The organism is Bradyrhizobium lablabi, assembly GCF_018129385.1.
GTDB lineage: Bacteria > Pseudomonadota > Alphaproteobacteria > Rhizobiales > Xanthobacteraceae > Bradyrhizobium > Bradyrhizobium lablabi_C.
Genome location: NZ_JAFCLN010000011.1, coordinates 105,486 through 124,922 on the forward strand (window position 1 = coordinate 105,486; position 19,437 = coordinate 124,922).

A 19,437-nucleotide genomic window follows, 5' to 3' on the forward strand; every position below is an offset into this window, starting at 1 on the left:
CGTTGCGGCCTATATTCTTTTACAAAACAAGGACTTAACGCTATGGCGACCGTCATGGAATTGAAGGCGACTGCGCGTCCGAAGAGCGGCAAGGGGGCCGCCCGGGCAGAGCGTCGCGCCGGGAGAGTTCCCGGAGTGATCTACGGCAACAACCAGCCCCCGGTGACCATCTCGGTCAACGACCGCGAACTGCGCCAGCGCATCCTCGCCGGCCGCTTCCTCACCACGATTTACGACATCGATCTCGAGGGCAAGAAGCACCGCGTGATTCCGCGCGACTTCCATCTCGATCCTGTCAGAGACTTCCCGCTGCATGTCGATTTCATGCGGCTCGGCGAAGGCGCGACCATCCGCATCAGCGTGCCGCTGCATGTGGTCAACTCGGAAACCGCTCCGGGCGTCAAGCGCGGCGGTACCGTCAACGTCGTCGCCCACGCGCTCGATCTGGAGTGCTCGGTCGACAACATCCCGCAATATATCGAGGCCGACGCCAGCGGGCTCGAGATCGGCTACTCGCTGCATCTGACCGACATCAAGCTTCCCGCGGGCGTGAAGTCGCTGACGCGCGAGGACGCGACGCTGGTCACCATCGTGCCGCCCTCCGGTTACGCCGAAGAACAGCGCGCTGCTGCGGCGGCTGCGGCTGGCGGTACGGCTGCTCCCGCGGCGGGTGCTGCTGCGGCGGCTCCGGCGGCGGGTGCTGCTCCGGCTGCGCCTGCGGCGGGTGCTGCGGCTCCGGCGGCAGGTGCGAAGGCACCGGCCGGTGGCGGCGACAAGAAGAAATAAGCTGACTCGGCAGGAGATGCCGCGTCATGCGCCTGTTTGTCGGCCTCGGTAATCCCGGCACGAAATACGCCGAGAACCGGCACAACATCGGGTTCATGGCGGTCGACGAGATCGCGCGGCGTCATGGTTTTGCACCATGGCGCCGCCGCTTTCAGGGCGAGACCTCGGAAGGCACGCTCGACCGCGAGCGCGTCGTGCTGCTCAAGCCCACTACCTACATGAACGAATCCGGCCGCGCCGTGCAGGAAGCCGCCAACTTCTACAAGGTCGCGGCAGGCGACATCACCGTGTTCCAGGACGAGCTCGAGCTGCCGGCGGCGAAGGTGCGCGTCAAGATCGGCGGCGGTATCGCCGGCCACAACGGCCTGCGCTCGATCTCTTCGCATATCGGCAACGACTATCGCCGCGTGCGGCTCGGTATCGGTCATCCCGGTATCAAGGAACTGGTGCATCACCACGTGCTGTCAGATTTCTCCAAAGCCGACCGGCCGTGGGTGGAGGCGCTGTGCCAGGCGGTGGCGGACAATGCCGGGCTGCTGGCGGCGGGGCACGACTCCTCGTTCCAGAACAAGGTGCACCTGACGCTACAGGCCAAGGGATTTTTGGACAAAGGCGAAGGCGGAGAGAAGCAGAATTAGCTCTCCGCCGTCATGCCCGGCACGAGCCCGGCCATGACGACGAATGGGAATACAGAGGACGAAATGGGATTCAAATGCGGGATTGTCGGGTTGCCCAATGTTGGCAAGTCGACGCTGTTCAACGCGCTGACCGAGACGGCGGCGGCGCAGGCGGCGAATTATCCGTTCTGCACCATCGAGCCGAATGTCGGCGAGGTGGCGGTGCCCGACCCGCGGCTCGACAAGCTGTCGGAAATCGCAAAATCCGCGCAGATCATTCCGACCCGCCTGACCTTCGTCGATATCGCCGGCCTCGTGCGCGGCGCATCGAAGGGGGAAGGTCTCGGCAACCAGTTTCTTGCCACCATCCGTGAGGTCGACGCGGTTGCGCATGTCGTGCGCTGCTTCGAGGACTCCGACATCACCCATGTCGAGGGCAAGATCGCGCCGCTCGCCGATATCGAGACCATCGAAACCGAACTGATGCTGGCCGATCTCGACTCGCTGGAGAAGCGTGTCGACAATCTTTCCAAGAAAGCCAAGGGCAACGACAAGGACGCCAAGGAACAGCTCGAACTCGTCAACCGCGCGCTGGTACTGCTGCGCGAAGGTAAGCCGGCGCGGTTTCTCGAACGCAAGCCGGAGGAAGAGCGCGCGTTCCGCATGCTGGGCCTGTTGACGTCGAAGCCGGTACTTTACGTCTGCAATGTCGAGGAAGGTTCGGCGAAGGACGGCAACAGCTTTTCGAAGCAGGTGTTCGAACACGCCAAGAAAGAGGGCGCCGTCGCCGTCGTTATCTCCGCAAAGATCGAATCCGAGATCGCGACCCTGTCGCGCGAGGAGCGTGCCGAGTTTCTCGAGACACTGGGGCTCGAAGAGGCCGGGCTCGATCGCCTGATCCGCGCGGGCTACGAACTGTTGCACCTCATCACCTATTTCACGGTGGGCCCGAAAGAGGCGCGCGCCTGGACCATCGACCGCGGCACCAAGGCGCCGGCAGCGGCCGGCGTCATCCATACCGATTTCGAGAAGGGTTTTATCCGCGCCGAGACGATCGCCTTTTCCGACTATGTCGCGCTCAACGGCGAAGCCGGCGCGCGCGATGCCGGCAAGCTGCGGCTGGAAGGCAAGGAATACGTCGTCGCCGACGGCGACGTGATGCATTTCCGGTTCAATACGTAAAGGGATGCTGCTCCGCGCCTAACTCGTCATGCCCCGCCACCCGGTCCGGCCTCTGGCCGGCCGGATGACAGGCTCCGGCGGGGCATCCAGTCGCCGCGGCTTCTCGGTTTGATCGCTGACGTCTCTGGAATACTGGATCATCCGCCGGAGCCTGTCATCGGGCGGCCATTCGGCCGACCCGGTGGCGGATGATGACGGACGAGGACTAATGCATCCCGCCCTGATCGCGGATGGCGCCGAGGTGCTCGTTGATGCGGAACACGATCAGGATGAATTCGGCGGCGATGCGCGAGAACACGATGCCGACGATCACGCCGGCAATCGATGACAGCAGCACGATGAACCCGCCGAACGGGCTGATCGCCATGGCGGCGAGACCGGAAAAGATGCCGGAAATGCCGAACAGCACGATCAGGCCGATCACCAGCCAGTAGAACGTCTTGATGATCGTGGGCGTGATGAAGCGGTCCCACTGAAACAGATCCTGAAAATCGAACATCGTCGTTCCCCCAGCTATTCGAAGATAGGTCGTGTCCAACGCGGCTGCTGCCTAGCCCTGAAAACGATCCCGGACAAGGCGCAAAACGGTACCGGCGGGTGATGCTCGCCGGGGCGTAAGCCATGCAGACAGCCGGGTTGAGATTGCCGCAAATAACGGCCACAATCGGGCTTCCTCACCTCATTTTCCCCAATCATGACAACACTGACATTCGAAGATTTTCCGCCGGGCCGTTTCGGGACCTTCGGGCCGCGCCGCGTGACGCGCGACGAAATCATCGCTTTCGCCTCGGAATTCGATCCGCAGCCGATGCATCTCGACGAGGAGGCGGCGAAACGGTCGATGCTGAACGGCCTTTCCGGCTCCGGTTGGCATCTCTGCTCGCTGATGATGCGCATGCTGTTCGACGGCTTTATCGGCCGCACCGCCTCGCTCGGTTCGCCCGGCGTCAACGAGATGCGCTGGCTGGCGCCGCTGCGGCCCGATGACGAATTGACGCTGGAGGTGGATGTGACGGAGGCGCGGGTCTCGAACAGCCGTCCCGAAACCGGCATCGTCACGTTCAAGGGCACGGTCCGCAACGCCAGCGGGCAGGCGCTCGGCGAGATGGTGTCGCCGATCATCGTCAGGCGGCGTGACGGCGGAGCGGCCTGATGCGCTTCTTCGAGGACATGGAGATCGGCGCTCATCGCGAGATCGGCTCGTTCACCTTCACGGCCGAGAACATCAAGACATTCGCCGGGCAATTCGATCCGCAGCGCTTTCACCTCGACGCGGAGGAGGGGCGCAACTCGCTGTTCGGCGGGCTCGCGGCCTCGGGCTGGCATGTCGGCTGCGTCTGCATGAAGCTTTTGGTCGCCGACGGGCAGCGCGCGATCAGGGAAGCGATGGCGCGCGGCGAGCAGGTCGCGGTATGGGGGCCGTCGCCCGGCTTTCGCGAATTGCGCTGGATCCGGCCGGTGCTGGCGGGCGACACGATCAGCTTTTCGAGCAGGGTCGAGAGCAAGCGCGTTTCGGACTCGCGGCCGGGCTGGGGCATCTTGCAGGCCCGCAACACCGGCACCAACCAGCGCGGCGAGGACGTGTATTCCATGCTGGCGACCGCCTTCGTGCCGCGGCGGTCGGCGGATTAACGCGCGTCCCATTCTCTCGTCGTCATGCCCGGGTCGAGCCCGGCAATGACGGACTGGATTTGGTTAGCGGCCCGCGCCGGGATTCCATCGATGTTTACCAAGCCGCGAAGCGATCCAGTTCCGCTAACGCATTTTGAACTTTCTGCCTGCGATAACCGACACAGGGGAAGAACTCGGCTGGGGAACACCATGGCGGATCGCAGCGCATTGCAATTGGTCGGCTTTATCTTCGCAACCGTCACGCTTTCGGTGATGCTGGTCACCGGCATGGTCGTGAAGGGGTATGCCGATGGCGCCTATACGCTGGAAAACGCGGCCGTCGCCAGCCGCACGCTTACGGTTCGCTAACCGTAGCGATCGGCGCGCCAGGATGCTGCGCGCACAGGGTTAATTGCTGTAGATCAGCGTCATCACCGCGATCGCGGCAATCAGCAGCCCGACAAACCGGATAATCAGCGTCTTCATGCTGCGGTGAGACATCCGCATCGGGAGCGGATTGGCATTGTCCGAACGAGTGCTATCCATCGAAACAATATCCCCCGAGAACACGACGCCCGCATGAACAGCCCGTCATTGGTCGCGGCGTGCGGCAATAAAGTTCAAATCAAAATCCGGCGTTTTATTTTTTTGAGCATGATCTCCGCGCAAACGCCTCGCGTCTGTCGCAGGGAAAACCGGGCCCACTTCCGGATCATGCTTCAGTGAGCAAAGCCGCCGCTCTTCCCTGACGGAAGGGCGGCGGCCATTGCATTCTTTTCCCGTCAGCTGTTGCGTAGCCCGTCGGCGGCGCGCTTCCACTGCGTGACGTTGTCGGCGATCATGCGGGTGGATTTCATCGCGGCTTGGCTGAGCTGGGCGTAGCCGGAAATCTCGCGCTGGACACGCTGGCCTTCGGCATGCAGCAGGTCGCGCAGGCTTTCCAGTTCCGAAATCAGTTTTTCGATTTCCGCGAGCGAGGTGCCGGCGACGCGCTGGATCAGCGAATTGACGCTGTTGACGGTGGCTTCGCTGGAATCCTGCGCCGGCGCATGATGCGGCGCGGTTTCCTGGCTGACGACCTGCGGCCGGCGCAGATAGGCGATGTCGTTGCGAACGAACTCGCGGATCCCGGCCTCGACCTCGGAGGCGGCGTCGATGTTGTTGTCGCTGTCGGCCTCGTTGGAGTCCATCTGTTCGGAGCGAATGGTGGCGTTCATCGGCTATTTCCTTGTGTTCGCGTTGGCGCGAGCGCGGACGTCCCCCGCACGACGAAAGTCAAAGCTATTGCATCTGTGCTGCCGATTTTGACCGCATCTGGGCCGATCTGCGGCAATGGTGGTGCATTAGTGAGGGTAGGGGTTGTTGCCTGAAAAGGGTGCTTTCTCAGTCATGGCCGGGCTTGTCCCGGCCATGACGACCAGCAATCCGAGTGAGCCGCTACCAGCTCTTCTTGAAGCCTGCGGAAATGCTCTTGTTGGTGGCGCCGGAGGAGGTCTCGCCGATCGAGCCGGACACCGTCACGCCGTCGAACAGTTTCTGCTCCGCGCCGAATTTGCGCAGCCATCTGTCGTCGGTAGTCGAGAGGGTCTGGCCGGCGATGAAGCTGGTGCCGGTGTCGGTGATGCTGAGCCTTGCCGACTGGTCGGTCTCGTACGTGCGCGAGGGATGGCCGATGGTGCCGGGCACGGGAATGCCCTGCTGGATCACGTTGTAGCCGTTCTGAAGGGTCAGCGAATATTGCTCGGTCAGCGGCACCGCCTTGGTCAGCGACGTGCCGATCCTGCCCTGGTCCGATCCGGGATCGACGCGGGCCTCGATCGAGGTCCTGTCCCAGATCGAGCCGACGCCGGGCGCGGTCGCCGCCGCCCAGGCGCTGCCGGACGATTGCGAGGGCGCGGCGTCCGGCGCAAATTTTTGCCGCAGCACGTCCGCGCTGGTGGCGTTTTGCGGCTGGTTGACCACCGTCATATCGGCGCCGATGCGGGTATCCCAGAACGGGGTCAGCGACTGTTTCACCGTCACCGCCGAGGTGCCGTTGGCTTCCCGGTTCGACGACCAGGAGCTGTCGTTGCTGGCGGTGGCGTTCGGGGCGCTGCGCGCCTTCGGCGTGGCAAGGCTCAGCGTCGATGCGTCGACATCGAGCAGGCTCCAGTCGAGATTCTCGGGGGCGACGTCGGTCTTGTCGACCTCGCCGGCGTCGGCGGCGGCTTCTTCCGGCGCTTCCGCGGCCTTATCGGCGGGCGGCGTCTGCGCATGGGCGGACAGGATGACGCCCAAACTGAAGCCGGCGGCCAGTAATAGCCGCCGATGCCGCTTTCCTGCTGTCTTGAAACTCATAGCCCCGCCCGCTGCCAGTCGCGCACATATGCGTTCATTCTGGCGCAAAATTGTGGCGGGGCCATTTCAACTCTTTGTTGAGCATGACCTTTCACGCCAACGCTTCGCGTTTGCCGCAGGGAATGCCGGTAACCCGCCTTGGGCTACGCGGCCCTTCGGGTCCGGATCGTGCTTCAGGCCGAGAGCGCAATCTTCGGCAGGTGCAGCGGCCGCCCGAGCGCCTGCTCGACCAGCTCATAGGAATCGAGCAGCATGCGCAGGCTGCGCAGGCGGCCTTCCCTGAACTGGGCGAAATGCGCCAGCCGCACACTGATCGGCTTGTTGGAATCGAGCGCGGTCAGCGAATAGCGCATCATCGAGGCCGCCGAATCCGCCCCCAGCATGATCGTCTCGCGGTCGAAGCGGTGGACGCGGACGTTTTCCGCGATCTGCCTGATCACGTCGAGCACGGCCGCCTTGCCGCGGCGCGCACCGAAGAACGGAAACATCTCGACCGGCCCGTACAGCGACCACTCGACGTCTTCATCGATCAGGGCTTCGATATCACCAAACTGGCGCTCATTGATCGCGCGATGCAACGCGCGCGAGAAACGCCAGAGACTGTGCTCCGTCATTTGCTTCATTCCAATACTGGCTGCTGGACAGCAAAGCGGCCTGTCGGCGACTGCAATGGCGCCGGGCCCGCTGGCTGGGTCTCATTTCACTGTTGGGTCGTGAAATAGCGCAATTCGTTCAAACCACAATCGCTGTTTTTGCATTGCACAAATGCGACAATCCCGTGAACTTACGGGGGTCGCCGGCGACGCGTCCGCGTTTCTATGGCGATCCCGGCGTCGCGGAAGGGCCGAATGCCGAAGGTTAACGCGCCGCCAAGGCCGCCGAAGGCTTTTCGTCCGGCTCAAGTCACCGGCATGCGGAGTGGGCTCAGGGATGGGTCCTGGTCTCGGCCGAATGGTTCAAGCCGCGGACAAGAATTTGTGAGCGTGCGTCACACCCCGTCCTCATTCTTCCCGGTCAGCACCGCCGCGACGTCGCGCTCCAGCACCTGCTGGATCATGTCGAAGGTGTCGATGATCTCGCGGATCTGCGCGATGCGGCCATCGCGCAGCGTGTAGAACGCGGCAATATCGAACTGCACCATCCGATCGTTGCTGCGCTTGCGGAAGAACACGCGAATGCAGACGGCGACCTTGTCGCCTTCGGCGACGATGATCGGCACTTCGCTGCGCTGCTCGGAATAGCGCTCGCGGATGGTGCGCCACATCTCGCCGACCGCCTGTTTGCCGCGGCGGTGGCCCATATGCGGCAGGATGTCGATCGGCGCGTTGGCGATGAACTCGACATCATCGGTGCAGCGTGCGAGCGCGCCGTCGATATCGCCGGAATAATAGATCTCGAGGAAGTTCAGAACGCGCTGGCGGTGAAGGTCGTTTGGCATTTGACTCCCCGCCGGCTGGGCCCGACTCGTTTTTCCGCATTGTCGACGGAATGGCGCAGCCGATCAAGCGAGGGGCGGCTGTAACCGCGCGGTGGCCGGATTATTCCGTGCATTGCAGCGTCATATCTTTCAGCATGCGCACTTGTCCGGTGCGGCACAGGACGTATCCTGCGCGGAACAAGAATTCATAACCTCGGGGGAAATCATGAAACGCGCCGCTCTTCTCGTCGCCGGCCTGTTGCTGACGCTGCCGGCCGCAGCCCACTCGCCGCAGCAGGCGCCGCACCAGCTCTACAGCGAAGGCGATCTCAAGCTGGAGAGCGGCGAGGCGATCAAGGATTTTTCGATCTCCTACGTCACCCATGGCAAGCTCAACGAGAAGAAGTCCAACGCCATCCTGATGGTGACGGCGATCTCCGGCAATCACCACCGGCTCGATTTCATGATCGGTCCCGGCAAGGCGCTCGACACCGACAAGTATTTCATCGTCTGCACCGATGCGATCGCCAACGGCCTCTCGACCTCGCCGAGCAATTCGAAGGCGCAGCCGCGCATGCAATTCCCGAAATTCACCATCCGCGACATGGTGCAATCGCAATACCGCCTGATGAAGGAGAAGCTCGGCATCGACCATGTCGTCGCGGTGGTCGGCCCGTCGATGGGCGGCATGCAGGTGCTGCAATGGGGCGTCAGCTATCCCGACTACATGGATGCGCTGGTGGCGATGGTGCCCTTAGCGAAGACGCCGGCCTGGACGGTCCTGGTGCTGGAAGCCTCGCGCAAGGCGATCATGCTGGATCCGGCCTGGAAGGACGGCAATTACGAGGCTCCGCCGGAGAAGGGCATCCGCCTGTGGCGCGATATTCTCTCCTTCCTGTCGGCGCGCACGCCTGACATGTACGCGGCGCAGTTCAGGAACGGCATGGATGTGCTGCCTTGGCTGGAGCAACAGGAGACGGCGCTCCTGAAGGCGTTCGATGCCAATGACTGGATCTATCAGACCTGGGCCTATGAGCGGCACGACGTCGGCACGACGCCGGGCTTCAACGGCGACACCGCCAGGGCGCTGGGATCGATCAAGGCCAGGACGCTGGTCCTCACCGGCACCAAGGATTTGCTCAATCCGGAATTCGAGCCGATCGAGATGGGCAAGAACATTGCGGGCGTGAAGACGATGACGATCAGTCCCGGCACCGTCACCGGCCATGCCGCGGCGGGCGGCGCGATCGCGGCCGACGTCGAGTTCATCAACCGCGAGACGTCGGCTTTCCTCGACGCCGTGACGGACGGCGGCAAGAAGCTGGATTAGAGCCATGCCGGCGGGCCATTACATTTGGCAAGACGTTGGCGGTTGCGGCCATCCTTCGAGACGCGCGATGCGCGCTCTTCAGGATGAGGTTCTGATTTGCGGCGAATGCCTGACCCTCATGGTGAGGAGCCCGCAAGGCGGGCGTCTCGAACCATGCAGGCCGAACGCGTTCCCAGCCTTCGAGCGCCATATGCGATAGGCTTGCGTAACGGAGGTCACTTCTGCGGCGCGACGGCGCGGGTGGCGAGGTCGATGACGAATTTCGCTTTCTTCTCGTAGCCGGCCGGCACGAAGGCTTCGCCCCTTGCGAGCTTGCCGAAGGTTTCCTTCGGCTTTGGAAATTTCTTGCCGCATGCCGCGCGGATGGTTGCGGCATCGGCATAATCGACGTCGACCGTAACCGTCATCGGCCGCGGCCCTGCCGCCAGTTTCGACACACCGAAATTCTTCGGGCCTTCCTTGCACGTCACTGTGTTGGCGCCGTAGGCCCCGGTGGAATCCGTCGCATTCAGCAGGAAGTCGAACGACGTTTCGAGCTCCCTGCCGAGTGGCCCCTTGAACGTCACCTGCGCCACGCCGCTTTCCAGAAAGCCCTGGCCCATATGGCCGGTGAGGCAGACCAGCACGTCCTCCCGCGAATCCTTCGGCAGCGTCACGCAATCGTTGACCTGCGTGCCCGGCTGAAAGCTGCGGAAGACATATTTGTCCGCGACCAGCTCGAACACGACCGAGCCGCCCCAGTCGGAGGCGTGCGGCTCGCAGCCGCTTTCATAGCTGACGAGCAGCAGCGGATGGCCCGCGATGAACTTTCCGCGCTGGCGAGTCGGCGAGAGTTTTATATCGCAGACCCGGTCGCCCGCTTCCGGATATTCCCTCGCCTTCTTGCAGGCCGAACCCTCGATATCCGAGAGATTGCAGAACGTCGCCAGCAGCAGGCGGTCCGTCTCCTGCGCCGCGGCCGGTCCTGTGAGGAGCAGGCATACGCCGCCGACAGCGAGCGCAGCGGCAAGGTGAGGCGATGTCGGCATGGCCCCTGTCATTTTCGTTCCGGTGCGCGGAACACTAAATCCGGTTTCCACTGCAACGGCAATGCGCAGGTTCGGAACGGCGCGACGCATTGTCCGGGAACGAGGCCGGCGCTGCCGGCGTTTTCCCTTCATCCACAACGGAGAAGGTAATGACGAAGCCGCAGAGCAAGAACATCAAGCCCGTTCCCGAGGAGAACCAGAGCCACAAGGGCCCCGGCAGCGCACCGGCCGTTCCCGTCGACACCACCAAGGGCCACCGCGACGACGAGAAGCAGAACATCCGCGAGCAGGGCGATCACGCCAACGTGGCGCAGAATACGAGCAACCGGCGGAGCGGGTAGCAATCCGGAATTGCATAGTGATAGCGCAATCCTTTTTGCACGGAGGCAAGTTCATGGAAGCGATCGGCATTCTTCGTTGAAACCTGAAGGCATCGTTCTCCGTATCCTGGTCGGGGCAGGCAGTCGCCAGAAGTGGAGTAACGTGCGATGCTCAGACTATATACGTTGCTGACCTGCATTCTCGTCATTGCATTCCCTGGGTCTTCCCAAGCCAGTCCGCTCGATTCACCCGACACCGTCTATATTGACGGATTGCCATGCAACCGCGCTTGCCAGTCATACATGGCCTGGTCCCGCCGGCTACAGCCGCAGCAAGAGCCGGCTGTTTCGGCGCAACCGGCACCCTCGCGCATTGCCCAGCCGCCGGCAAAGACGAAAGCTCAACGCACAACCAACATCCGCGAGCCAAGGCCGGCTAAAGCCGCACCGGCTCGCGTTGCGAAGCAGGCTCCGCCGCCACGCCTGGAAGCTCCGCCGGCCGTTGCCGCCGATCCGCAGCCTGTGAGCCGCGAGCAGGCAAGGTCCGCTCCTGACGACAAGACGGATTCTTCGCCTGCATCAAATCCCGCCATCGGTTCCGAAGCCGGCAGCAAGCGCGAGCAGGTCACGGCCGTGCCATCCGGAGAAGACGCAACGACCGCCACCACGACACCGGTGCCGGAGACCGGGACGGACAGCAAGACAGAACCTTCGGCTCCCTCTGCGAATGCTCCCTCCACGGATATTCCCCCCGCTGAATTCAATACGGCCGCGCTTGCCCCGCCAAAGAACGCCGACGGGCTGATTGCCATCCTGCTTGTCCGGCCCGAAATCAAGTCGGTATCCGATCTCGCAAACAAGGTTGTTGCCATCGATGACTCGCCATCGGACTACTCCATCGCCGGTGTAAAGCGCGCGATCGTGGCTGCGGGCGCCGGCGAGGTCCGGATGAGCGAAGATCAGAAGATGGCGCTGATCCGGGTGCTCGATGGCGACGTGCCGGCCGGTGTGGTTGCCGTGCTGTCGCCAAAGGCTGCCGAAGCGTGGAGCGGCGGTTTTGCAAAATTCAATGTCCTGCGCGTGTCGCTTTCATCTTCCTCCGAAAAGGCAAAACGTGAATGACGAAAAGGGCCCCGTGGAAAAGACGGGGTCCTGGTCAATGACGCTCGCGTTGTGCGGAGGCACGGAAGATAACGTCATCGACCCGGATTCAATTTTCAAACAGCCCGCGGGATGAGTGGAGCGATTTGTCTGCCGCGGTTCGCAACGAGCGAAGGCGGACGCCGCTCTACCCCTCCTGCAAATACAGCCTCGCGATCTCGCGGCGCACTGCGCCCGAGCTTTGCATTTCGTTTGCGCCTTCTGAAGGACAGAGGGCGCCGGGAAGGCCGGGTGCGCGCTGCACCCGCGGTCTCGTGTGCCGTGCTTGCGCATCAAAAAGGTGTACACGAGCATACAGGTTCAGCGGGAACACTCCGGCCTTCCCTGCGCAGTGGCTTTACAGCTTATAACGTGATCTCCCCGGTGAGAGCGCTTTGTTGTCACCGTCGCCGGCGGGAGACTTCCCGCCGACTTAGCGCCTGCATAGCGGCGCCAGAACCACACGCCTTCGCCGTACGCCTCCGCCGCGCTCGTCAGCCGCGACATCGGCGTCCACCGCATCCCATCCCGCGCTTGTGACGATCGCGAAACGCCCCTCGTACCGGGACAGGACAGGGGCAGTATACTGCTGATTTGGGGGGGCGTCAAGTTAAATTCTGAAAATCAGAATTGATCCGGCGCGCCGGCCCAGACTATTTTTGCTGGAGCTGGACGACCAATCAGCGTTATCGGATTGAGGAAATTAGTTTTTAGGCGCAACGGTGGCGGACGGTTCTTTCCATCGGTGCGGGCTAAGTCGGATCGAAATTGGACAAGAACTCGTCGGCCTTGGCCTGTGTAGGAAAGCGACCGATCTCTTCATAGTCGGGATCATGCTCCGCTGTTTCTGGCGAGCGCAGAACGATAAACTCGTTGTCCTTCGAGATAACGAGCTCGGTCAAATCCTCGCTTTTGAATGGCGACATGTCTCGTGCGCCGCAATGCGGGCATTCGTCGTCGCATGTGCACGACCACTCGTCTTTCCAAACATGTTGGCAATCATCGCATCGGTAGAAGTTCAGAAACCATGCCATGGCGAAATGCTCCTAGGAGCGCAGGCGATATTGGCCGCGCGTAACGAACTCAATGAAGCCGCGATCACGCAAATACTGGAGTTGCTGTCGAATTTTGGGCCGAACGTTCTGGTTTCCGGGATAGAGATTGCCCAGGTGATGCTCAAAGGAATAAATTTCGTCTAGCGTGAAATCGCGCTTGCCCAGCGACTCGACGCATTTCATCACATCTAAAAGCCAGCCTCGCGCTTCCAGCGACTCGTTCCTGAGGAAGAGTGTCTTTTGCCATTCTTCGAGAACCAAGTCCTTCGGACGAACGACGCCGCCTTTGACGATGTGAATTTTGCCCGATTCGGGTACGCGATCCAGCCGGATCTTCGAACCAATCCAGCCGGCTCGCCGTGCGGTGGCGGCGAGCGGCTTTCGTTCTTCGATGATGTCCTTGACGAAGAAATGCTTGGGCACGATGAGCAGATTGACGACAGACAGCGACTTAACGTCGTAGTTCATCAGCAGCAGGTTGGGGTTGTTGTCCGCAGCCAGGCGCTCGCACTTCGTCTTGTATGCTCCGTCAGCGACCGAGGAGCCGAACTTCCCCTTCTGACTCTTGAGTTCAAACTCCTCGTTGCACGAAATGCACAAGAAATCGGCGAGGGGGCTGTTGTTCGGGAATTGGGACATCCTGGCATTGCCGCAATGCGGGCAATAGGCTTGTGCGCTGACCCACGCCTCAGTCCATGCGCGAGCTTTTTGGGTGCCACTGGAATAGGAGAGTTGGGATTCTTCGAAGCCTAGTTTCATAGAAGTGATTGTCGCAGCGTACCGGAGAAATCTTGGATTGTTACCCGTCAGTCTGGGCTTCTCCTTGGCTTTCGTCGTTTGTCAAGAGTATGGGTACTTTTCTTTGCTGCTGATTTGCGTGAAGATATAGTTCAATCTTCAGCAAGCGCTCTCGCAGGTCGCCCAATTCCTTATCGCGCGCTTGGCTGCTGGCCGCTTGGGCTGCGGCTTCCGCTCTAGCTACTATTACTTGTTCGCGTGCCTCCAACTGGATCACGCGCTCGTGGAGCGTTTCGAGCCGCTCTGCCATCTTTGATGCGTTTCCAGAAAGTCGCTTAATTTCCTCCTGCAGGAGGATGACGGCCTTCAACGCCTCAAGGGTTTCCTTGAGTAGCCCCACGCGGCTTCCCCCGTATATCGCTAGTTTCGTGCTTCCAACGAATCCATTTTTGCCAAAGTCTTTTCAATTTTTTCGTTAGAGGCCGCCAACTCCTTCGAAACGCCCATCAAGGTACTGGAAACTTCGTTCAAGACCATGCGTGTCTCAGCATCCTCGTCATCGACCTTGTGCGGATCGGTCCAAGTAACAAAAAACTCTCGCGGCGCAAGATGAGCTACTTCGCGCATAGCGAATTGCTCAGCAGCAAAGTCGTGAATGACATCGTAATCCGATGGTGAAATTGGCTTTGTGAGTTGCGGAACAAGCAGGTGATGATGAGGCTTTCCAGATGCAACAGAAAGCCATTTGATCATAATTTCAAAAACGAAGAGCTGACTCGACCGTACCCTCGCTCGCGCCGGCACTCGTCTCGGCGAATGCTCCAACCATTGTTTTGCTAGGATAGGAAGTTGTCCGCCGACAAGTGCCCGAATACCGACCCAGGCCTGATCAAAATCTCTAAAGTGGTCTCCGAAGTTAGTTTCCCAATAGTTGTATAATTTCCTTCGACCTGCCGAAGATAGCTCAAGTGCCGACGAAACGTCGTCCAGTATCCTCTCGATCTCTTCAGGTGCTGCCATATTGCAACCTTAATCCGTGATCCAAGAAAGTGCAACTGGCAGGGGATGGCAATTCACTTCTTCTTCCACCCACCCCGATGCCCTGGCGAGCCGCCACTTGAACGCGGGGAGGGCCCAAATTCTGGCCCCGATTGCCGGGAGTCGTTCGGCTGGATGATCCGGCTGGTGCTGCCAAACGGCTTTTCCGGCAGTGCACCACTCGGCCGATAGGGCAGCGACTCCGGACCGTGCATTTCGTCGAGATGCGGCTTGTGGACTCTTGAGCCTGACTTGCCGCCGGCCTTGAGGGCCGTCCGCGCGCTCTTGTTCTTCAATGCGCCCGTCGGCAGGTTCGCAGCCTCGCCGTACTTCTTCGCGCCGGCATAGGCGCCGGCCTTGCCTTGCACGGTGCGCTGCTTAACGGTGGGATCGTCGACCACCGCCATCTCCGTCGCACGCAGTCGTTTCACCTCGTCGCGCAGTCTTGCGGCTTCCTCGAAGTTCAAATCGGCCGCGGCTTCGCGCATTCTTGTTTCGAGGTCGTTCAGCACGGCCTCGAAATTGTGGCCGATGCTGATCACGTCATCGGCCATGCCGCCGTCGCCGATCTCGACCAGCACGTGGTCGCGCTCGTAGACGCTGTTGAGGATGTCGCCGATCGATTTCTTCACGCTCTCGGGCGTGATGCCGTTGGCCTGATTGTATTCGACCTGCTTTTCGCGGCGGCGGTTGGTTTCGGCGATGGCGCGCTCCATCGAGCCGGTGACGCTGTCGGCGTAGAGGATCACCTTGCCGTCGACGTTGCGGGCGGCGCGGCCGATGGTCTGGATCAGCGAGGTCTCGCTGCGCAGAAAACCTTCCTTGTCGGCGTCGAGGATGGCGACCAATGCGCATTCGGGGATGTCGAGGCCCTCACGCAACAGATTGATGCCGACCAGCGCGTCGAACGCGCCCAGACGAAGATCGCGGATGATCTCGATGCGCTCGATGGTGTCGATATCAGAGTGCATGTAGCGCACGCGGATGCCCTGCTCGTGCAGGTATTCGGTGAGGTCTTCGGCCATGCGTTTTGTCAGCACGGTGATCAGTGAGCGGTAGCCGGAAGCGGCGACAGCGCGGACCTCGCCGACGAGATCGTCGACCTGGGTGCGCGCCGGGCGGATGTCGACCGGCGGGTCGATCAGGCCGGTGGGGCGGATGACCTGCTCGACGAACACGCCGCCGCTTTCGTTCAGCTCCCAGCCGCTCGGCGTCGCCGACACCGCCACCGATTGCGGGCGCATCATGTCCCATTCCTCGAAGCGCAGCGGGCGGTTGTCCATGCAGGAGGGCAGGCGGAAACCATATTCGGCCAGCGTCGCCTTGCGGCGGAAGTCGCCGCGGAACATGGCGCCGATCTGCGGGATGGTGACGTGGCTCTCGTCGGCGAACACCAGCGCATTGTCGGGCACATATTCGAACAAGGTCGGCGGCGGCTCGCCGGGGCGGCGTCCCGTGAGGTAGCGCGAATAGTTCTCGATGCCGGCGCAGCTTCCGGTGGCCTCCATCATCTCTAGGTCGAAGGTGGTGCGCTGCTCCAGCCGCTGCGCTTCCAAGAGGCGCCCCTGGTTGTTGAGCTCATCGAGACGAAGCTTTAACTCCGATTTGATTGACTTGATCGCCTGCACCAGCGTCGGCCGCGGCGTCACATAGTGCGAGTTGGCATAGATCTTTATGAATTCGAGCTCATCCTGTTTGTGACCGGTGAGCGGATCGAATTCCTCGATATTTTCAACGACATCGCCGAACAAATTCACACGCCAGGCGCGGTCTTCGTAGTGCGCCGGGAAGATGTCGATGACATCGCCGCGGACGCGAAAGGTGCCGCGGGTAAAATCGGCCTGGGTGCGCTTGTACTGCAACGCAACGAGGTCGGCGATCAACTGGCGCTGGTCGATGCGCTCGTTCTTCTTCAGCGCAAAGGTCATCGCGGTGTAGGTCTCGACCGAGCCGATACCGTAGATGCACGACACGGAAGCCACGATGATGACGTCGTCGCGCTCCAGCAGCGCGCGCGTCGCCGAATGGCGCATACGGTCGATCTGCTCGTTGATCGAGGAGTCCTTCTCGATGTAGGTGTCGGTGCGGGGGACGTAGGCTTCCGGCTGGTAATAGTCGTAATACGAGACGAAATATTCCACCGCGTTGTCGGGGAAAAAGTTCTTGAACTCGCCATAGAGCTGGGCGGCCAGCGTCTTGTTCGGCGCCAGGATCAGGGCCGGGCGCTGCGTCGCCTCGATCACTTTGGCCATGGTGTAGGTCTTGCCGGAGCCGGTGACGCCGAGCAGCACCTGGGTGCGGTCGTTGCGGTTGATGCCCTCGACCAGCTCCGCGATGGCGGTCGGCTGGTCGCCCTTTGGCTGGTAGTCGGACTTGATCTCGAAGCGCACGCCGCCTTCGGATTTTTCCGGGCGCGGCGGCCGGTGCGGCGTCCACACCTTCATGGAGCCGTCGTCCTTGCGGAATTCCGGGCGGCCGTCGCGGATCAAATTCTCCAGCGCCTCGGCGGTGGCCTTGACGCCGAGCGCTTCCATCTTGTTGCGCGGCGGGCGCGCCAGCTCCGCTTCGTCATCCTCCGCGGTCGGCAGTCCCAACTGCCGCGCCAGCTCCGGATCGAGCGTCGGGATGGTCGCCGAGGTCCCGTAATTGGCCTGCGGCGCTTCCTCGAATCCTTGCGCGGTGTCGCGCTTGGCGACGTCCTCGCTCACGCCGCGTGTCGAGGCGCGTGCGCGATGCGCCGCGGCCTCGCCGCCGGAGCGGCGGTCCCAGGAATTGTCGGGCGGCGGCTGTAGGCCGGTGCCCGATCCCATGCCCGCATCGCCGCGGTTGATCGCGGGGTTGAGCAGCTCGGCCAGCGCCGGCCCGATCGGCAGGACGTCGGGTCGGTGGGCTTTGGATTTCGGAGTTTTGCCGGGCTTTTTGGGATGATGGGGTTTCTTCGCCATGGGGCGAATATGGGCCCAATCGTGCGGACATGAAAGGGCGGGCGGGTGCGCCGCAATGCCGTCCGTCGCCTGTCAGCAGGTGTCAGTGCAGTGGGCGGAACCCCCGCATAAAAAAGGAGCGAGATGACGGTTAAGGAGACCGTCACCGCGCTCCAGCTTGCCCGGGAGGTACGCTAGGCAATCAGGTTGTCGGCGCCTTCAGCGATCGGCTTGCCGTTGACAATATCGAGATGGATGCCGCCGCAGCTCGTGCAGCGCATCGCCCAGTATTCGCAGCCGCCGCGGCCGGCACGGCCGGGGATGATGCTGAGCACCTCGAGGCCGGCACTGCATCGCGGGCACGCCGACGTCACGGTGGCAGGGGGCGGCGGCAGGCGCTGTCCAGGTTCAATCAGCGGCATGGCTTACTCCGAAATAACGGGCCTTGAAGCGATCGATGTGGGTTTTGGCGTGCGCGATCGCCTCGTCGGGATCGGGCCAGGCGAAACCGACCTCCAGCGTCGCAAACGGCAGGCCGTCGATCACAACCGGTTCCCGGTCGGCGCGCATGATGCGGGCGTGCCAAAGACCTTTGCCGGCCTCGAAAGATTCGATGTCAAAGCCGCTGTAGAGGGTTGTCATTGCCCGCTCTCCGGAGGGTTCGCCAGGTTGACAGGAGAACACGGGGGCGGCGTGGCGGATGTGAAGCTGTTCACATTTGGAAAAATATAGATGCCAGCGGAACTTGAGGGCCGTTTTTAACCCGCACTGCGGGCGCCCTTGCGCCGCGCCGCAGGTTCGGCCGCGGCGCGGATGATCCAGCGGCGGAAGGCGGCGAAGTCGCGCTGCTCGGTGCGAAAGCTGCGGTAGATCAGGTACCATCGCATGCCCTTGGGCACGCTCTGCGCGAACGGCGCGACCAGCCGGCCGGCGGCAAGATCGTCGTCGATATAGGGACGGATGCCCATCGCAATGCCTAAGCCGTCGATGGCGGCCTGTAGCGCATGGCCGTAGAACTGGAATTCGGTGCCGCGTGCGGTGAGGCGTGGCACGCCGGCGGCCTTCAGCCAGGCCGGCCAGTCGTCCGGCGAATGTGCGACGCGCAGCAGGCTCGGTCCCTTCAGATCCGAAGGACGCTTGAGCCCGCTCGCCAGCCGCGGCGCGCACACCGGCAGCAGATCGGCGGTGAACAGCGGCTCGGCGGTCAGCCCCGGCCATTCGCCGTCACCGAGCCGGACGCCGCAGCTCCAGTCCTCGCCGAACGGCACGCCCGCGCCGCCGGTGGTGATGCGCACGTCGATATCAGGCTCTTGTTTGCGAAAATCCGCCAGCCGCGGAATCAGCCATTTCATTGCGAAGGTCGGACCGACGCCGATGGTGAGCACGCGCATGCTTGCCGGCGCCGTCACCTGCGCGGTGAGGCTGGCCAGCGCATCGAAGATCGGCGTCAACCCGCTCTGATAGGCGCGCCCCGCGGCGGTCGGGATCAGCTTGTTGGCCTTGCGCTCGAACAGCGCAACGCCGAGCCGGTCTTCCAGAAGATGCACCATCCGGCTGACCGCCGCCGCCGAGACGTTCAGCTCGCTGCCCGCCGCGGCAAAGCTGCCGGTGCGCGCCGCCGCCTCGAACGCCTTGATGCCGTTGAGGAAGAGCAGCCGCCGCAAATCTTGTACCCTCAGGAAAGCTGATGCCAGGGCAAGATAACTCGGTTTGCGCGGGCGCAGCAAGCAAGGCAGAACGGTCGTCGTAGTAGCTGGAGGTGATTCCGCCGCGCTGCTTCGCCTCGCCCCGCTTGCGGGGAGAGGCCGGATCGCATCGCCAGATGAGATCCGGGTGAGGGGGACTCTCCGCGAGTCCATCTTTCACCGAATGTGCGGAGGCAGCCCCTCACCCTAACCCTCTCCCCGTAAGAAC

24 protein-coding genes are annotated in these 19,437 nt (G+C 62.3%); 9 read left to right on the forward strand and 15 right to left on the reverse strand.

Features of this window, described 5'->3' with window-relative positions:
- Positions 1–42: 42 nt before the first annotated feature.
- The 3 genes from JQ628_RS20800 (at position 43) to ychF (ending at position 2,585) form a co-directional block, all read left to right on the forward strand.
- Positions 43–786, forward strand: coding sequence for a 50S ribosomal protein L25/general stress protein Ctc (locus JQ628_RS20800; RefSeq protein WP_212224965.1), 744 nt, complete (start codon positions 43–45; stop codon positions 784–786).
- Positions 787–812: 26 nt separating this feature from the next.
- A complete protein-coding gene (pth, locus tag JQ628_RS20805) occupies positions 813–1,424 on the forward strand; it encodes an aminoacyl-tRNA hydrolase (RefSeq protein WP_212224966.1) in 612 nt (203 codons plus the stop codon).
- 63 nt (positions 1,425–1,487) lie between these two features.
- The gene (gene ychF / locus JQ628_RS20810) at positions 1,488–2,585 is read left to right on the forward strand and encodes a redox-regulated ATPase YchF (RefSeq protein ID WP_212225097.1); all 1,098 of its coding nucleotides are present in this window, start codon (positions 1,488–1,490) and stop codon (positions 2,583–2,585) included.
- A 205-nt stretch (positions 2,586–2,790) separates the two neighbouring features.
- Here the strand turns inward: ychF and JQ628_RS20815 are convergent, their stop codons facing one another.
- Positions 2,791–3,084, reverse strand: coding sequence for a DUF4282 domain-containing protein (locus JQ628_RS20815; RefSeq protein ID WP_212224967.1), 294 nt, complete (start codon positions 3,082–3,084; stop codon positions 2,791–2,793).
- 195 nt (positions 3,085–3,279) lie between these two features.
- Here JQ628_RS20815 and JQ628_RS20820 point away from each other — a divergent pair, with 195 nt between their 5' ends.
- The 3 genes from JQ628_RS20820 (at position 3,280) to JQ628_RS20830 (ending at position 4,565) form a co-directional block, all read left to right on the forward strand.
- Positions 3,280–3,738, forward strand: coding sequence for a MaoC family dehydratase (locus tag JQ628_RS20820; protein WP_212224968.1), 459 nt, complete (start codon positions 3,280–3,282; stop codon positions 3,736–3,738).
- Positions 3,738–4,217, forward strand: coding sequence for a MaoC family dehydratase (locus tag JQ628_RS20825; RefSeq protein ID WP_212224969.1), 480 nt, complete (start codon positions 3,738–3,740; stop codon positions 4,215–4,217). Before JQ628_RS20820 ends, JQ628_RS20825 begins: the two co-directional genes overlap by 1 nt.
- A gap of 189 nt (positions 4,218–4,406) precedes the next feature.
- Complete coding sequence (locus JQ628_RS20830; protein WP_212224971.1) at positions 4,407–4,565, forward strand: hypothetical protein; 159 nt, start codon at positions 4,407–4,409, stop codon at positions 4,563–4,565.
- A 39-nt stretch (positions 4,566–4,604) separates the two neighbouring features.
- Here the strand turns inward: JQ628_RS20830 and JQ628_RS20835 are convergent, their stop codons facing one another.
- From JQ628_RS20835 to JQ628_RS20855, 5 genes are all read right to left on the reverse strand, one after another.
- The gene (locus tag JQ628_RS20835) at positions 4,605–4,742 is read right to left on the reverse strand and encodes a hypothetical protein (protein ID WP_212224973.1); all 138 of its coding nucleotides are present in this window, start codon (positions 4,740–4,742) and stop codon (positions 4,605–4,607) included.
- A 236-nt stretch (positions 4,743–4,978) separates the two neighbouring features.
- Positions 4,979–5,413 (reverse strand): hypothetical protein, encoded by a 435-nt coding sequence (locus tag JQ628_RS20840; protein ID WP_212224975.1) that lies wholly within the window; start codon positions 5,411–5,413, stop codon positions 4,979–4,981.
- Positions 5,414–5,633: 220 nt separating this feature from the next.
- Positions 5,634–6,533, reverse strand: a complete 900-nt coding sequence (locus JQ628_RS20845; protein WP_212224977.1) for a hypothetical protein — start codon at positions 6,531–6,533, stop codon at positions 5,634–5,636.
- A gap of 173 nt (positions 6,534–6,706) precedes the next feature.
- On the reverse strand, positions 6,707–7,147 hold the full coding sequence (locus JQ628_RS20850) for a nuclear transport factor 2 family protein (protein ID WP_212224978.1): 441 nt from the start codon (positions 7,145–7,147) through the stop codon (positions 6,707–6,709).
- Between the two features lie 374 nt (positions 7,148–7,521).
- A complete protein-coding gene (locus JQ628_RS20855; protein WP_212224979.1) occupies positions 7,522–7,971 on the reverse strand; it encodes a nuclear transport factor 2 family protein in 450 nt (149 codons plus the stop codon).
- Between the two features lie 205 nt (positions 7,972–8,176).
- Here JQ628_RS20855 and JQ628_RS20860 point away from each other — a divergent pair, with 205 nt between their 5' ends.
- Positions 8,177–9,280, forward strand: a complete 1,104-nt coding sequence (locus JQ628_RS20860) for an alpha/beta fold hydrolase (protein WP_212224980.1) — start codon at positions 8,177–8,179, stop codon at positions 9,278–9,280.
- A 215-nt stretch (positions 9,281–9,495) separates the two neighbouring features.
- On the opposite strand, the gene JQ628_RS20865 is transcribed toward JQ628_RS20860, so the two are convergent.
- Positions 9,496–10,308: a hypothetical protein gene (locus JQ628_RS20865; RefSeq protein ID WP_212224981.1), complete on the reverse strand. Its 813-nt coding sequence runs from the start codon at positions 10,306–10,308 to the stop codon at positions 9,496–9,498.
- A 149-nt stretch (positions 10,309–10,457) separates the two neighbouring features.
- Between JQ628_RS20865 and JQ628_RS20870 the strand changes: the two genes are divergently transcribed.
- Positions 10,458–10,649: a hypothetical protein gene (locus JQ628_RS20870; protein WP_212224982.1), complete on the forward strand. Its 192-nt coding sequence runs from the start codon at positions 10,458–10,460 to the stop codon at positions 10,647–10,649.
- Positions 10,650–10,931: 282 nt separating this feature from the next.
- Entirely contained in the window at positions 10,932–11,750 is an 819-nt protein-coding gene (locus JQ628_RS20875; protein WP_212224983.1) for a hypothetical protein, read from the forward strand.
- Between the two features lie 770 nt (positions 11,751–12,520).
- Here the strand turns inward: JQ628_RS20875 and JQ628_RS20880 are convergent.
- The 8 genes from JQ628_RS20880 to JQ628_RS20915 form a co-directional block, all read right to left on the reverse strand.
- On the reverse strand, positions 12,521–12,802 hold the full coding sequence (locus JQ628_RS20880; protein WP_212224985.1) for a hypothetical protein: 282 nt from the start codon (positions 12,800–12,802) through the stop codon (positions 12,521–12,523).
- Between the two features lie 12 nt (positions 12,803–12,814).
- Positions 12,815–13,582 (reverse strand): DpnI domain-containing protein, encoded by a 768-nt coding sequence (locus tag JQ628_RS20885; protein ID WP_212224987.1) that lies wholly within the window; start codon positions 13,580–13,582, stop codon positions 12,815–12,817.
- A 40-nt stretch (positions 13,583–13,622) separates the two neighbouring features.
- Entirely contained in the window at positions 13,623–13,961 is a 339-nt protein-coding gene (locus tag JQ628_RS20890) for a hypothetical protein (RefSeq protein WP_212224989.1), read from the reverse strand.
- A gap of 20 nt (positions 13,962–13,981) precedes the next feature.
- Complete coding sequence (locus JQ628_RS20895; RefSeq protein WP_212224991.1) at positions 13,982–14,581, reverse strand: hypothetical protein; 600 nt, start codon at positions 14,579–14,581, stop codon at positions 13,982–13,984.
- A gap of 53 nt (positions 14,582–14,634) precedes the next feature.
- A complete protein-coding gene (gene uvrB / locus JQ628_RS20900; protein ID WP_212224993.1) occupies positions 14,635–17,544 on the reverse strand; it encodes an excinuclease ABC subunit UvrB in 2,910 nt (969 codons plus the stop codon).
- A gap of 173 nt (positions 17,545–17,717) precedes the next feature.
- On the reverse strand, positions 17,718–17,945 hold the full coding sequence (locus JQ628_RS20905; protein WP_212224994.1) for a hypothetical protein: 228 nt from the start codon (positions 17,943–17,945) through the stop codon (positions 17,718–17,720).
- Positions 17,932–18,165 carry a hypothetical protein gene (locus tag JQ628_RS20910; protein ID WP_212224995.1) on the reverse strand — a complete coding sequence of 78 codons (234 nt, stop codon included), beginning with the start codon at positions 18,163–18,165 and terminating at the stop codon, positions 17,932–17,934. The genes JQ628_RS20905 and JQ628_RS20910 overlap by 14 nt, the downstream gene beginning before the upstream one ends.
- Before the next feature lie 116 nt (positions 18,166–18,281).
- Positions 18,282–19,187 carry a LysR substrate-binding domain-containing protein gene (locus tag JQ628_RS20915; protein ID WP_212224996.1) on the reverse strand — a complete coding sequence of 302 codons (906 nt, stop codon included), beginning with the start codon at positions 19,185–19,187 and terminating at the stop codon, positions 18,282–18,284.
- Positions 19,188–19,437 lie beyond the last annotated feature (250 nt).

Excerpts from the sequence above, each read along its gene's own strand:
- JQ628_RS20820 (WP_212224968.1), top strand. The coding sequence starts at position 3,280 with ATGACAACACTGACATTCGAAGATTTTCCGCCGGGCCGTTTCGGGACC.
- JQ628_RS20850 (WP_212224978.1), bottom strand. The coding sequence starts at position 7,147 with ATGACGGAGCACAGTCTCTGGCGTTTCTCGCGCGCGTTGCATCGCGCG.
- JQ628_RS20885 (WP_212224987.1), bottom strand. The coding sequence starts at position 13,582 with ATGAAACTAGGCTTCGAAGAATCCCAACTCTCCTATTCCAGTGGCACC.
- JQ628_RS20845 (WP_212224977.1), bottom strand. The coding sequence starts at position 6,533 with ATGAGTTTCAAGACAGCAGGAAAGCGGCATCGGCGGCTATTACTGGCC.
- JQ628_RS20905 (WP_212224994.1), bottom strand. The coding sequence starts at position 17,945 with ATGCCGCTGATTGAACCTGGACAGCGCCTGCCGCCGCCCCCTGCCACC.
- ychF (WP_212225097.1), top strand. The coding sequence starts at position 1,488 with ATGGGATTCAAATGCGGGATTGTCGGGTTGCCCAATGTTGGCAAGTCG.
- JQ628_RS20860 (WP_212224980.1), top strand. The coding sequence starts at position 8,177 with ATGAAACGCGCCGCTCTTCTCGTCGCCGGCCTGTTGCTGACGCTGCCG.
- JQ628_RS20875 (WP_212224983.1), top strand. The coding sequence starts at position 10,932 with ATGGCCTGGTCCCGCCGGCTACAGCCGCAGCAAGAGCCGGCTGTTTCG.
- JQ628_RS20910 (WP_212224995.1), bottom strand. The coding sequence starts at position 18,165 with ATGACAACCCTCTACAGCGGCTTTGACATCGAATCTTTCGAGGCCGGC.
- uvrB (WP_212224993.1), bottom strand. The coding sequence starts at position 17,544 with ATGGCGAAGAAACCCCATCATCCCAAAAAGCCCGGCAAAACTCCGAAA.
- JQ628_RS20800 (WP_212224965.1), top strand. The coding sequence starts at position 43 with ATGGCGACCGTCATGGAATTGAAGGCGACTGCGCGTCCGAAGAGCGGC.
- JQ628_RS20825 (WP_212224969.1), top strand. The coding sequence starts at position 3,738 with ATGCGCTTCTTCGAGGACATGGAGATCGGCGCTCATCGCGAGATCGGC.
- JQ628_RS20855 (WP_212224979.1), bottom strand. The coding sequence starts at position 7,971 with ATGCCAAACGACCTTCACCGCCAGCGCGTTCTGAACTTCCTCGAGATC.
- pth (WP_212224966.1), top strand. The coding sequence starts at position 813 with ATGCGCCTGTTTGTCGGCCTCGGTAATCCCGGCACGAAATACGCCGAG.
- JQ628_RS20830 (WP_212224971.1), top strand. The coding sequence starts at position 4,407 with ATGGCGGATCGCAGCGCATTGCAATTGGTCGGCTTTATCTTCGCAACC.
- JQ628_RS20865 (WP_212224981.1), bottom strand. The coding sequence starts at position 10,308 with ATGCCGACATCGCCTCACCTTGCCGCTGCGCTCGCTGTCGGCGGCGTA.
- JQ628_RS20895 (WP_212224991.1), bottom strand. The coding sequence starts at position 14,581 with ATGGCAGCACCTGAAGAGATCGAGAGGATACTGGACGACGTTTCGTCG.
- JQ628_RS20815 (WP_212224967.1), bottom strand. The coding sequence starts at position 3,084 with ATGTTCGATTTTCAGGATCTGTTTCAGTGGGACCGCTTCATCACGCCC.
- JQ628_RS20835 (WP_212224973.1), bottom strand. The coding sequence starts at position 4,742 with ATGGATAGCACTCGTTCGGACAATGCCAATCCGCTCCCGATGCGGATG.
- JQ628_RS20880 (WP_212224985.1), bottom strand. The coding sequence starts at position 12,802 with ATGGCATGGTTTCTGAACTTCTACCGATGCGATGATTGCCAACATGTT.
- JQ628_RS20870 (WP_212224982.1), top strand. The coding sequence starts at position 10,458 with ATGACGAAGCCGCAGAGCAAGAACATCAAGCCCGTTCCCGAGGAGAAC.
- JQ628_RS20840 (WP_212224975.1), bottom strand. The coding sequence starts at position 5,413 with ATGAACGCCACCATTCGCTCCGAACAGATGGACTCCAACGAGGCCGAC.